We start from the raw sequence: 12,572 nt of genomic DNA, 5'->3' as shown, positions 1-12,572 counted from the left end.
CCCGGCCTCAGGCCATCAGCAGCCCCAGCAGCGCGCCGCCGGCCAGCACCCACAGCGGATGCAGCCGCTTGCTCATACCGAGCAGCGTGGCGACGCCAATCAACAGCGCCAGCCGCCAGTTGCCGGCCGAGGCCTCGGCGATCAATGCGCCGCTGGCGGCGACCAGCCCCACCGTCACCGGCACCAGCCCCGCCTGCACGCAGCGCCGCCACGGCCGATCCTTAAAGCGCTTCCACCCCTGCATCACCAGCAGGGTCACCAGCGACGACGGCACAAACTTGGCCAGCGATGACACCAGCAGCCCCGCCCAGCCGGCGACGTGCCAGCCGATCAGCGGCACCACCATCATATTCGGCCCCGGCGCCGCCTGCGCCATGGCGAACAGCGCGCTGAACTCCTGCGCGCTCATCCACTGATGCACCTCGACCACCTGCCGCTGCATCTCCGGCAGGATGGTAATGCCACCGCCGAACGCCATCAGAGAAAGCTCGCTAAAAATAACCGCCAACGCGATCAGCAGCGGGATCATAACCATTTCCTCCAGGCCAGCAGGATGCTGAGCGGCGCCAGCGTCAGCATGGTCGGCAGCAGCGGCAGACGCAGCCAGGCGATCGCCAGCAGGCACAGCGCGGCAATGGCCAGCGCCAACCAGCGGCCGCGCAGCGGCTGCAGCATCTTCAGCGCGGTCGACAGCAGCAGACCGGCGGCGGCGGCGGCCAGCCCGGCGAACAGGTGCTGAACATGCGCGTCGTTCTGAAAGCGCGCATAGACCGCGCCTAGCGCGACCACAATCGCCGTCGGCGCGCAAATCAGCCCCAGCAGCGCGCAGCAGGCACCGCGCAGGCCGCGAAACTCCATGCCGACCGCCACCGACAGATTAATGATATTGCCGCCGGGCAAAAACTGACAGAGACCAAGCAGCTCGGTAAACTGTTCGCCGCTGAGCCAGCGCCGCTCCTCAACCAGCATCCGCCGCGCCAGCGGCAGTACGCCGCCGAAGCCGATCAGCCCCAGCAGCAAAAAACCCTGAAACAGCGCCCAATTGCCGGGCGCCGCCGCTGCTGTCGGCCCCTTCACCACGTTCATTTCCGCCATCACGTCTCTCGCTCATTGTCTGATGGCTGGTATGATGCGCGCGCGCATGCCATGATGTCTAATGCATTTCTTAGACATCAACCATACTTCAAAGGTATCGATATGATTGAACTGCGCCGGCTGAAAGCCTTCGTCACCGTGGTTGAAGAAGGCAATATTACTCGCGCCGCCGAACGGCTGTGCATTCAGCAGCCGCCGCTCAGCCGCCTGCTGCAGGGGCTGGAGGAGGAGCTGGGCGTGCAGTTGCTGCAGCGCCTGCCGCGCGGCGTACGTGCGACCGACGCGGGCAATGTGCTACTGCACGAGGCGCGGACGCTGCTGGCGCGCGCCGCCACGCTGGGAGACGCGGTGCGCCGCGCCGCCCGCGGCGAACAGGGGCATATCGCCATCGGTTTTACCAGCTCGGCGGCGCTGCATCCGTTCGTGCCTAATCTGCTGCGCCGCTACCGCGAAATCCTGCCGGATGTCACCACCCAGTTGGAAGAGGCCGGCAGCGGAGAGCTGATGGACGCCTTGGTTGATGAGCGTCTTGACGCGGCCTTTGTGCGTTCGCCGGTCAGCGAGATCCCCGGCGTCAGTATCGAACCGGTGCTGCGCGAAAGTATGCTGATCGCCCTGCCGGTCGGCCACCGGCTGGCTGACGAGCCACAGACGCCGCTGCCGCTGGCGGCGCTGGCCAGCGAAGCGTTTATCCTTTACCGCCGCCCGGCGGGACAAGGGCTGTACGATGCCATCCTCGCCGCCTGCTACCGCGCCGGCTTCAGCCCACGCATCGTGCAGGAGGCGCCGCGTCTGCCGGCCACCCTCAGCCTGGTGGGCGCCGGGCTGGGGTTATCCATCGTGCCGGCCTCGATGCGCCGCCTCGGCGGCGACGGCATCGTTTATCGCGCCATCAGCGACGCCGATGCGCCCGGCGCGCCGCTGTATCTGGCGCTGCGCGGCAATCGCCACTCGCCGACCGTCAGCCGCTTTCGCGATCTGGTCAGCGAAGCGGTGGCGGCAGAAAAATAGCCTGCTTATTATTGATCATGGGGCGTTTGCTCAAAACCTCGCCCCGTTCCCCCTATTTTCTCCACATTTGCTCGGCAGACTCACGACGGTATCTGTTAATCGTTTAGTCAAAAAGTCACGGTGTCATGTCATTGTTGAATTCTCTTTCCCGCCGGCTGATTGCTGCCGCAGCCGTCTGCGTCATGCTGTCCGCAGTTTCCGCCGCCCAGGCTTCTGCCCCACTCGCTCTGCACTCCCGCGCCGCCCTGGTGGTCAACGCCAAAACCGGTAAAACGCTGTATCAGAAGCAGGCTAACCGACGCATGCCGATCGCCTCGCTGAGCAAGCTGATGACCGCCATGGTGGTGCTGGATAACAAACGTCCGCTGAGCAATAAAATTAAGGTGACCGGCGCCGACCGTGATTTACTGAAGAAAACCCATTCGCGCCTGACCGTCGGCTCGGTCCTCAGCCGGCGCGATATGCTGCACATTGCGCTGATGTCGTCGGAAAACCGCGCGGCGGCGGCGCTGAGCCGTTACTATCCCGGTGGCCGGCCGGCCTTTGTCGCACGGATGAACCGCAAAGCGCGCCAGATCGGCATGACGCACACCCGCTTTCGCGATCCGACCGGGCTGACGCCGCGCAATGTCTCCACCGCGCGCGATCTGTTGAAAATGGTCAATCACGCCTATCGCTATCAGACCATCCGCGCCTTCAGCACGGATAAACAGCAGATTGTCCATCCTGGCCGCGGCCAACTGGTGTACCGCAGTTCCAACGGCCTGATTAATAATCATGCCTGGCATATCCGGCTGCAGAAAACCGGCTACACCAACGAGGCCGGCCACTGCCTGGTGGTGCGCACGGTGATTAAAGGCCAGCCCATCGTGATGATTTTACTGGGCTCTCAGCAGCGCTACGGCCACTACAGCGATGCCATCCGCCTGAAAAACTGGCTGGAATCCTGACCCCGAATGGCCGCGTCCCGCGCGGCCGCCCTGCTGACAGCCAGCGCCGATATACTCTCCCATCGTGACACTTCCGCTATCTGGCTATCGCATCTTGCCGCGCGCGGCGCGATAATCGATGACAGACTCTTTTCGATTAAAGGATGCGCCCATGCCACAGTTTTCCCCTTTGTCGCCTGCGCCGATCGATGTGATCAGCATTCAGTCGCAGGTTATTTACGGCAGCGTCGGCAACGGCATTGCCTACCGCACCCTGCTGGCCAAAGGATTGCAGGCCCTGCAGGTACCGACGGTACTGTTCGGCTGTCCGCCCTACTATGGCCCGCCGCACGGCGGCGTGATTCCCGACGACTGGTTCGGCGGTTTTCTTGAGGATTTGCTGGCGCGCGGCGTGGCGCAGCAGGCGCGCGCGGTGATCGTCGGTTACCTGGGCAATGACAGCCAGTGCCGGCTGCTGGACGACTGGCTGCGGCGCGTCCGGGCGCTCAACCCGCAGTTGCTGATCGTGATTGACCCGGTGATGGGCGACTACGGCGAGGGGGTGTACGTGAATCAGCGCCTGGTTGACTGCTATCGCTCACCGTTCCTGCAGTTGGCCGACGGACTGACTCCCAACGGCTTTGAGCTGGAGCAACTCAGCGGCACGGCGCTGACCAACCGGGAACAAATCGTGAGCGCCGCACGGGCGCTGCTGAATGACGTCACCCGCTGGGTGCTGGTGACCAGCGCCCCCGACCAGCAAACAGCGCCGCAGGATATCAGCCTGCTGTGGGTCACCGCCGATGAGGTCAAGGCCATCAGCCACCGCAAGATTGACGCCAATGTGAAAGGCACCGGCGATATGTTTACCGCGTTGCTGGTCAGCCGTCTGCTGGCCGGGGAACCGGCGGAAAACGCCGTTTACCAGGCGATTGACGAGGTCTGCGCCGCACTGACGGAGGCGGCACATTACGGGTGGGGAGAAATTGGCCGCCTGCCGGCGTAACGCGGGTCGGTACGGTACACGCCGCCCCGGAACTCTAGCGCTTTTTCTTTTTATTGAAGTCCAGATCGAAGGCATACACGGCGCTTTGCAGTTTGCGCATCGTGACGGGGCTGACATCGGTAAAGCGGCAGGAAAGACGGGAAAACTGCCGATTATCGCCCTCTTCTTCCGCATTAATGTCGTGATCTTCGGTGATCGCCAGCAGCTCCATATTCACTTTGAAGGTGCCGTAACCGTCCAGATTCAGCTGAACTTTGTGAAAGATAAAGCCGGGATGCAGAAAAGATGGGATCTCCCCGTCCAGACGCAATCCTACGCCGCCCACGGAGATATCGTGGATACGCAGCTGCAGCGGGGAACCGTCGGGATACTCGCCATGGCAGTAGAAATCGCGCCAGTAAGGCGTGGTAATCCGCGGTTGGCGGCGGCGCTGAATGTACTTCAGCTCTTTCGGCAGCTGGGCGGAAAACGCCTCGTTTTCCTGATGTCGCACCCGCTCCGCACTGTCGACCAAAAATTCAATCTTGGCATCATAGCCTTCAACCACTACCTGCAGTTGGCCACCGGTACACTGCTGGCAGTCGCTGCAGTCAAACACGATATTGCCGACGCCCACGCTTAATAGCTGGCTGTAAAAAAATTGCTGCTGTTGATTAGCGATGCGCATCGGCGTGCGCTGCTTGTAGATATCCCGCAAAATGGCCAGAACTTCAAAACGCTCTTGCTTGATAAACAGTCCGTTATTGAGCTGCTCCACTCGTCTCTCCTGACTTTTCCACTGGTGCTTACAAATTCCTTACGCTTATCATCACTGGGAATAATCCTAAAGTCAAATTTACATATTTTTACACCTAACCCAAGAGATATCTGCTACTTACCACTTTCCGGGCCGGCGCGACGGCGAATAAAAGCGCGTGCCCCTAACGGTTGCGGCGTCAGAGGCGGCGTAAACGGAGGGATAAAGGGTTAAGACGCAGAGCAGTCTTCTTTGCCCTGCGCCACCTGATGAATGGCGATATAGCGCTGATAACGGGCCGGCTTGAGCCTGGACAGATCGACCAGCACCAACCCGTCGATGCAGTTATTAAAAGCGGGATCGGTGCCGAAATCGATAAACTGCACGCCGCCCGGCTCGCACAGTTCGCTGTACTGTTTGTACAGCGTCGGGATCGAGCAGCCCAGATTATTCAGCAGGCTCTTCAGCCGTACCAGATCGCCTTGATAATCATCGCCAGCGAACTGCGCCAGCACCTGCGGCAACGAGGCGGGATAAGGCTGGCGCGACTGCGCCAGCGGATTGTCTGCGGCAAAATAGAGCCGGTAAAAAGCAATCAGCAGATCCCGCGCCGCAGCCGGCATGCCGCCGGAGATGGACACCGGGCCGAACAGATAACGGTATTGCGGATACTTGGCCAAATAGGCGCCGATGCCCAGCCACAGATAGTCCAGCCCGCGTTTCCCCCAGTAGGTCGGCTGAATAAAGCTGCGCCCCAGTTCAATGCCCTGTGCCAGTATCGGCATCATATCGCGACCATAGTCAAACAGGCTGTTGCTGTAGATGCCCGCCAGCCCTTTACGATCCAACTGTTCGCCGGTGGGGATAAAGCGATAGGCGCCGACGATATCCAGCGCATCCTCATCCCACAGCACCAGGTGGTAATAGTCGTCGTCGTAGCTGTCCAGATCGCGGCGGCGGCCGGAGCCTTCCCCCACCGCGCGGAAGGCGATTTCCCGCAGCCGTCCCAGCTCCCGCAGGATCGGCGAGCGCGCGTCGTCCTGCCGGCGATAGAGGAAAATCGCCTTGCCGTCGGGGGTTTTCCCCAGCAGCTCGCAGGTCTTCAGCGCCTTTTTCAGCTCCTGACGCTCTTCCGGCAGGGCAATCGCTGATTCGCTGGTAAACAACCCGCTTTTCCCCTGGCCCAGACGATAAACATGACGGCGAAAACGTCCGGCCAGCTCACGGGCATTTGTGTGGCCGTCATGCCAGTTGTTAAACGGAATGCGGCCGCCGATACGCAGTTTGATGCGGCCGCCGCGCTGCTGAAACATTTCGCGCACCAGCAGCAGCGTCGACAGCGGGCGATAGGCCAGCGAGGCAAGGTAAAACAGCGTGCTGTTGCGGGCGCTGATATGAATCGGCACGATCGGCGCGCGCACTTTGGCCGCCAGTCGCAGAAAACCGGTATGCCAGTGGCCGTCGCGGATCCCCTGCGGGCTGATGCGCGACACCTCTCCGGCCGGGAACATAATCAGCACGCCCTGCCGCTCCAGCTGCTGCTGCATGGCCTGTATCTGCTGACGGCTGGTTTTGTACGCCACATTATCGACCGGCACGAACAGGCTGCTCAGCGGTTCGATATAGCTCAGCACCTGGCTGGCGACCACTTTCACATCCTGACGCACCGCCGCCACGGCGCGCAGCAGCGCCAGCCCGTCCAGCGAACCAATCGGATGATTGGCCACCAGCACCACCGGCCCCTGACTCGGGATATTTTCCAGATCGCCGTCCACCAGTTCGCAGCTGAGGTTGAAATAGTCCACCACCTGTTCCACCAGATCCAGACCGCGCAGGTGCGGATAGTCGGCGGCAAACTGTTTAAATTCTTTTTCGAAGAGCAGATTTCTCAGCAGGCTACGCTGCCAGGCGGGGGGATTGCGATGTGGAAAAGCGTCTTGCAGCAAAGTGTCCAAGCTAAACATCGTGTTATCTCCTTGGCCTAGTCGCAGCAACGGTAAGCCAGCGGTATGACTGCGACATGTCAGAAAGATGACGAAAAAATTAAACCTCCCGCCGCGCCGCGCCATCCCGGGCGGTGAAAAAGGCAGCAGGTGTATTGAGCATAGTTCGGCTTTGGCTCTGATTCAAAAATACGCCACCGCCGGCGCAGTAATCCCTTGTGGGTAATGCGCAGGTTAATGTCCGAAAACCGCCATCGCCGCACAGGGTTTCATGCAATAATCGGGGCATCAGTAAAGAGGAGTGAACGTATGCAGACATTTTTAATTGACCGGATGCCAACCCCGGTGGGCGAACTGGTGCTGATCGCCGATGAGCAAGGTCAGCTGCGCGCCGTCGACTGGACCGACTATTACGACAAGCTGATCAGACTGCTGAACACCCATTACCGCCGCGACGGTTTCCGGCTGCAGGAGCAGCGTGACCCCGGCGGCCTGAGCAGCCTGATGCAGCGCTACTTTGCCGGCGAGCTGGCGGTGATCGATGATATCCCGGTGATGACCGCCGGCAGCGAGTTCCAGCGCACCGTCTGGCAGCAGTTGCGCCGTATCCCGTGCGGTGAAACCATCACCTATGGCGAACTGGCCAAACGCATCGGCCGACCGACCGCTTCACGCGCCGTGGGTATGGCGAATGGCTCCAATCCCATCAGCATTGTGGTGCCCTGCCACCGGGTGATTGGCTCACAGGGCGCGCTGACCGGCTATGCCGGCGGCATGGCGCGCAAGCAATGGCTGTTGCAGCATGAAGGCTTTCTGCCCAAGGCGTTGCTGTAGCCGTTTCTACCCGCCTTAATCATGATGGCCGCCCCCAGCGCGGCCATCATGCCTCGAAAGAGCGACGCTTAGCGTGCTAACAGCATAAAAGCGCCATGGGCTGGTTAAATATCGCACAACATGCCCCTATTCTTACTATTGTTTCCCTTATCAGCTGACGCAAAAGATGTTAAAATTGACACATATCAATTATTGCGTGAGCGTAATCTATGATCCCTGAAAAACGCGTGACCCGTCGTATCCAGTCCGGTGGTTGTGCGATCCACTGTCAGGATTGCAGCATCAGCCAACTGTGTATCCCTTTCACCCTCAATGCCCATGAGCTTGACCAGCTCGACAACATCATTGAAAGGAAGAAACCGATCCAGAAAGGCCAGACCCTGTTCAAGGCCGGTGATGAACTGAAATCCCTGTACGCTATCCGTTCAGGGACCATCAAGAGCTACACCATTACCGAACAGGGCGATGAGCAGATTACCGGTTTCCACCTGGCCGGCGATCTGGTTGGTTTTGACGCTATCGGCTCGCTGAAGCACCCGAGCTTTGCCCAAGCGCTGGAAACCTCCATGGTGTGCGAGATTCCGTTCGAAACCCTTGACGATCTGGCCGGTAAAATGCCGAATCTGCGTCAGCAGATCATGCGCCTGATGAGCGGTGAGATCAAAGGCGATCAGGATATGATCCTGCTGCTGTCGAAAAAGAACGCGGAAGAGCGGCTGGCGGCGTTTGTCTATAATCTGTCGCGCCGCTTCGCCGAACGCGGTTTCTCGCAGCGTGAGTTCCGCCTGACCATGACGCGCGGCGATATCGGCAACTACCTCGGCCTGACGGTAGAAACCATCAGCCGCCTGCTGGGCCGCTTCCAGAAAAGCGAGATCCTCAGCGTCAAAGGCAAATACATTACCATTGAGAATGCGGACGCGTTGTCACAGCTGGCCGGCACCCCGCGCATCAGCGTCGCCGCCGTCTGATACCCTTGCCGGATCAATAATTTCTAATTATTGATCCGGCTCATCTTCTCTCTACTGTTCTGTTTTTCAATGTTAGGTTACTCTGTAAATTAACAGACTGTTGATTTCAGCTGTAAGGAGGCCCTAATGGCGATGTATCAGAATCTTCTGGTGGCTATTGACCCCAACCAGGATGACCAGCCGGCGTTGCGCCGCGCGGTATACCTGGTCAAGCGGAATGGCGGGCGCATCAAGGCCTTCCTTCCTATCTATGACTTCTCTTACGAAATGACCACCCTGCTGTCGCCCGATGAACGCACGGCGATGCGCCAGGGCGTGATCAGCCAGCGCGCCGCATGGATCAAGGAACAGTGTCGCTTTTACCTGGAAGATGGCGTGCCGATCGAAATCAAAGTGGTCTGGCACAACCGTCCGTTTGAGGCCATTATTCAGGAAGTGCTGAGCGGACAACATGATTTATTGCTGAAAATGGCGCATCAGCATGACCGGCTGGAATCGGTGATTTTCACCCCGACCGACTGGCACCTGTTGCGTAAGTGCCCATGCCCGGTGTGGATGGTGAAAGATCAGCCCTGGCCGGAAGGCGGCAAGGCGCTGGTGGCGGTTAACCTGTCCAGCGAGGAGCCGTACCACGACCCGCTCAATATTCGCCTGGTGCAGGAAACCGTCGAACTGGCGGAAAACGTTAACCAGACTGAAGTCCATCTGGTCGGCGCCTACCCGGTTACACCAATCAATATCGCCATCGAACTCCCCGATTTTGACCCCAGCGTTTACAACGACGCCATTCGCGGCCAGCATCTGATTGCCATGAAGGCGCTGCGCCAGAAATTCGGCATCAATGAGGAGTTTACCCACGTCGAAAAAGGTCTGCCGGAGGAAGTGATTCCGGATCTGGCCGAGCATCTGCAGGCCGGCGTGGTGGTGCTGGGCACCCTGGGGCGCACCGGTATCTCCGCCGCATTTATCGGCAATACCGCCGAACATGTGATCGACCATCTGAAATGTGACCTGCTGGTGATCAAACCGGAAGACTTCAACTGCCCGATTGAGGCCGATGAGGATGATGAACACGACGATGAGGACTGAGGCCGCGCCGCAGCCGTAAAAACAAACAGGGCCCCGCGGGGCCCTGTTGACGTCTGGCTGAAAATTACAGCTCGATAACGTCGAAGCGTACGTCCGGATTGACGTCCGCATCGTAGTCCACGCCTTCCAGACCGAAGCCGAACAGGCGCAGGAACTCCTGCTTGTAACCGGTGTAGTCGGTCAGCTCGCTCAGGTTTTCCGAGGTGATGGATGGCCACAGGTCACGACACGCCTGCTGCACGTCGTCACGCAGTTCCCAGTCGTCCATACGGATGCGCTCGTGGTCGTCCAGCGACTTGTCGTCGCCGTACAGACGGGTGCGCATCAGGCGGTAGACCTGTTCCATGCAGCCTTCATGGATGCCTTTCTCTTTCATGATCTTGAAGGCCATGGAGATATACAGCGGCATCACCGGAATGGCGGAGGACGCCTGGGTCACCACGGACTTCAGCACCGCCACGTGCGCGGTGCCGCCTTTGGCGGACAGGTCGCCGCGGATAGCGGTCGCTGCGCGGTCCAGATCTTCTTTCGCCCGGCCCAGCGTACCGTGCCAGTAGATTGGCCAGGTCAGGTCGGTGCCGATATAGGAGTAAGCCACGGATTTCGCGCCTTCCGCCAGCACGCCGGCGCCTTCCAGCGCGGACATCCACAGTTCCCAGTCCTGGCCGCCCATCACGGTGATGGTGTTTTCAATTTCTTCTTCCGTCGCCGGTTCAACGGTGGCGGAGACGATCTGATCCTTGTTGGTGTCAATCGCCGTGGTGGTGTACACCTCGCCGATTGGCTTCAGTGCGGAACGCACCACTTCGCCGGTTTCCGGCATTTTACGCACCGGAGAAGCCAGCGAGTACACCACCAGATCGATCTGGCCGAGGTCCTGCTTGATCAGTTCAATCACTTTCTCGCGGCATTCGTTGGAAAACGCATCGCCGTTGATGCTTTTCGCGTACAGGCCTTCTTCTTTGGCAGCCTTGTCGAACGCGGCTGAGTTGTACCAGCCGGCGGTGGCCGGTTTGGTTTCGGTGCCGGCTTTTTCAAAGAACACGCCGATAGTGGCTGCGCCGCTACCGAAAGCCGCAGCGATGCGGGAGGCCAGACCATAACCGGTGGAGGCGCCGATAACCAGTACGCGTTTCGGGCCATCAGCGATAGCGCCCTGCTGCTTGGTATAGGCAATCTGGCGACGTACATTGGCTTCACAACCCACCGGATGAGTGGTGGTGCAGATAAAGCCGCGAACCTTAGGTTTGATAATCATATTGGGTCTAGGATCCGTTAAATGGATGAAATCGGGACATAAGATACCGCATTACGCCCCTTAATTGTGATCTGATGTGTTGGATTGCACAAGTTATGAGCAATTTGGTGCGCGATTCCGCATTTTTTACCCGCCCATATAGGTAACACTGTCACTTTATTCGTGCGTTCAACACGCGCCCCCTTCGCTCGGTGATTCACCGTTTATAAACTACTCAGCTTAGGCGGCACGCCGGCCGGGAGCAAAAAATGCCGGCCACGTAATGTGGCCGGCATGGTGGTTTTCAGCAGGATGACGCCGGACAATTACAAGGCGCTTTTAATCGCATCCACGCTGGCTTTGGCGTCGCCAAACAGCATCTGGCTGTTTTCCTTGAAGAACAGCGGATTCTGCACGCCGGCATAGCCGGTGTTCATCGAGCGTTTAAACACGATAACGTTCTGCGCCTTCCACACTTCCAGCACCGGCATACCGGCGATTGGGCTGCGCGGATCTTCCAGTGCCGCCGGGTTGACGGTGTCGTTGGCGCCGATCACCAGTACGGTGTCGGTGTCGGCGAAATCGTCATTGATCTCGTCCATTTCCAGCACCACGTCGTACGGTACCTTGGCTTCCGCCAGCAGCACGTTCATATGGCCCGGCAAACGACCGGCAACCGGGTGAATGCCGAAGCGCACGTTAATGCCGCGGGCGCGCAGTTTTTCGGTGATTTCCGCCACCGGATACTGCGCCTGCGCCACCGCCATACCGTAACCCGGGGTGATGATTACCGAGCTGGAATTACGCAGCAGCTCGGCCACCTCTTCCGCCGTGGTTTCACGGTATTCGCCCATCTCTTCCGCCTCGCCGGTAGACGAACCGTCGGTGCCGAAACCACCGGCAATCACGCTGATAAACGAACGGTTCATCGCCTTACACATAATGTAAGACAGGATGGCACCGGAGGAGCCGACCAGCGCACCGGTGACGATCAGCAGATCGTTGCTCAGCATAAAGCCGGCCGCCGCCGCCGCCCAGCCGGAATAGGAGTTGAGCATCGACACCACCACCGGCATATCCGCCCCGCCGATCGAGGCCACCAGATGCCAGCCGAACGCCAGCGCAATCGCCGTCATCACCAGCAGCGCGAACACCTGCAGCCCGACGCTGTCGCTGGAGACGAACATCACCATCAGCAGGAAAGAGACCACCAGCGCCGCCAGGTTCAGCTTATGGCGGTTTGGCAGCATCAGCGGCTTGGAGGAAATCTTGCCGCGCAGCTTGCCAAACGCCACGATGGAACCGGTAAAGGTCACCGCGCCGATAAAGATGCCGAGAAACACTTCGCTCAGATGGATATTTTCCATCACCGGCTCCATCGGCGCGCCGTGGTCCAGATAGCTGTTGAAGCCAACCAGCACCGCCGCCAGGCCGACGAAGCTGTGCAGCATCGCCACTAGCTCCGGCATCTCGGTCATTTCCACCTTCTTGGCCAGATAAACGCCGATTGAACCGCCGATAATCATCGCGATGATGATCCAGCCTACGTTGCCGGCGTCCGGCCCGAGGATGGTGGCGATCAACGCAATCGCCATGCCGGCGATGCCGAAGCGGTTGCCCAGCTTGGAGGTTTCATGACGCGACAGACCCGCGAGGCTCAAGATAAATAAAATAGCGGCAACAATGTATGCAGCTGTAACTAATCCACCAGACATTGGTTA

12 protein-coding genes are annotated in these 12,572 nt (G+C 59.5%); 6 read left to right on the top strand and 6 right to left on the bottom strand.

What is annotated here, in order from left to right; all coding sequences use genetic code 11:
- Nucleotides 1-7: 7 nt before the first annotated feature.
- Together D781_RS10475 and D781_RS10470 are read right to left on the bottom strand one after the other, a co-directional pair.
- Nucleotides 8-529 carry a chromate transporter gene (locus D781_RS10475; RefSeq protein ID WP_015672293.1) on the bottom strand — a complete coding sequence of 174 codons (522 nt, stop codon included), beginning with the start codon at nucleotides 527-529 and terminating at the stop codon, nucleotides 8-10.
- On the bottom strand, nucleotides 526-1,095 hold the full coding sequence (locus tag D781_RS10470; RefSeq protein WP_015672292.1) for a chromate transporter: 570 nt from the start codon (nucleotides 1,093-1,095) through the stop codon (nucleotides 526-528). Before D781_RS10470 ends, D781_RS10475 begins: the two co-directional genes overlap by 4 nt.
- Before the next feature lie 96 nt (nucleotides 1,096-1,191).
- On the opposite strand from D781_RS10470, the gene D781_RS10465 reads away from it, so the two are divergent.
- The 3 genes from D781_RS10465 to pdxY all read left to right on the top strand — a co-directional run bounded on the left by D781_RS10465 (nucleotide 1,192) and on the right by pdxY (nucleotide 4,041).
- On the top strand, nucleotides 1,192-2,106 hold the full coding sequence (locus tag D781_RS10465) for a LysR family transcriptional regulator (RefSeq protein WP_041412089.1): 915 nt from the start codon (nucleotides 1,192-1,194) through the stop codon (nucleotides 2,104-2,106).
- Between the two features lie 125 nt (nucleotides 2,107-2,231).
- Nucleotides 2,232-3,056, top strand: coding sequence for a D-alanyl-D-alanine endopeptidase (gene pbpG, locus D781_RS10460; protein WP_015672290.1), 825 nt, complete (start codon nucleotides 2,232-2,234; stop codon nucleotides 3,054-3,056).
- 151 nt (nucleotides 3,057-3,207) lie between these two features.
- Nucleotides 3,208-4,041 (top strand): pyridoxal kinase, encoded by an 834-nt coding sequence (gene pdxY, locus D781_RS10455; RefSeq protein WP_015672289.1) that lies wholly within the window; start codon nucleotides 3,208-3,210, stop codon nucleotides 4,039-4,041.
- 34 nt (nucleotides 4,042-4,075) lie between these two features.
- Here pdxY and D781_RS10450 read toward each other — a convergent pair whose 3' ends face one another.
- Together D781_RS10450 and D781_RS10445 are read right to left on the bottom strand one after the other, a co-directional pair.
- Nucleotides 4,076-4,798, bottom strand: a complete 723-nt coding sequence (locus tag D781_RS10450; protein ID WP_015672288.1) for a flagellar brake protein — start codon at nucleotides 4,796-4,798, stop codon at nucleotides 4,076-4,078.
- A gap of 209 nt (nucleotides 4,799-5,007) precedes the next feature.
- On the bottom strand, nucleotides 5,008-6,741 hold the full coding sequence (locus D781_RS10445; RefSeq protein WP_015672287.1) for a GNAT family N-acyltransferase: 1,734 nt from the start codon (nucleotides 6,739-6,741) through the stop codon (nucleotides 5,008-5,010).
- 288 nt (nucleotides 6,742-7,029) lie between these two features.
- Between D781_RS10445 and ogt the strand changes: the two genes are divergently transcribed.
- From ogt to uspE, 3 genes are all read left to right on the top strand, one after another.
- Nucleotides 7,030-7,554 (top strand): methylated-DNA--[protein]-cysteine S-methyltransferase, encoded by a 525-nt coding sequence (gene ogt / locus D781_RS10440; protein WP_015672286.1) that lies wholly within the window; start codon nucleotides 7,030-7,032, stop codon nucleotides 7,552-7,554.
- Between the two features lie 209 nt (nucleotides 7,555-7,763).
- Nucleotides 7,764-8,525 (top strand): FNR family transcription factor, encoded by a 762-nt coding sequence (locus D781_RS10435; RefSeq protein WP_015672285.1) that lies wholly within the window; start codon nucleotides 7,764-7,766, stop codon nucleotides 8,523-8,525.
- Between the two features lie 126 nt (nucleotides 8,526-8,651).
- On the top strand, nucleotides 8,652-9,614 hold the full coding sequence (uspE, locus tag D781_RS10430; RefSeq protein ID WP_015672284.1) for a universal stress protein UspE: 963 nt from the start codon (nucleotides 8,652-8,654) through the stop codon (nucleotides 9,612-9,614).
- A gap of 64 nt (nucleotides 9,615-9,678) precedes the next feature.
- On the opposite strand, the gene fabV is transcribed toward uspE, so the two are convergent.
- Nucleotides 9,679-10,872: an enoyl-ACP reductase FabV gene (gene fabV / locus D781_RS10425; protein WP_015672283.1), complete on the bottom strand. Its 1,194-nt coding sequence runs from the start codon at nucleotides 10,870-10,872 to the stop codon at nucleotides 9,679-9,681.
- 305 nt (nucleotides 10,873-11,177) lie between these two features.
- A complete protein-coding gene (gene pntB / locus D781_RS10420; protein WP_015672282.1) occupies nucleotides 11,178-12,566 on the bottom strand; it encodes a Re/Si-specific NAD(P)(+) transhydrogenase subunit beta in 1,389 nt (462 codons plus the stop codon).
- Nucleotides 12,567-12,572 lie beyond the last annotated feature (6 nt).

The sequence above is a fragment of the Serratia sp. FGI94 genome, assembly GCF_000330865.1.
In the GTDB taxonomy this organism is placed as follows: domain Bacteria; phylum Pseudomonadota; class Gammaproteobacteria; order Enterobacterales; family Enterobacteriaceae; genus Serratia_B; species Serratia_B rubidaea.
This window is presented reverse-complemented; position numbering and strand designations above follow the sequence as displayed.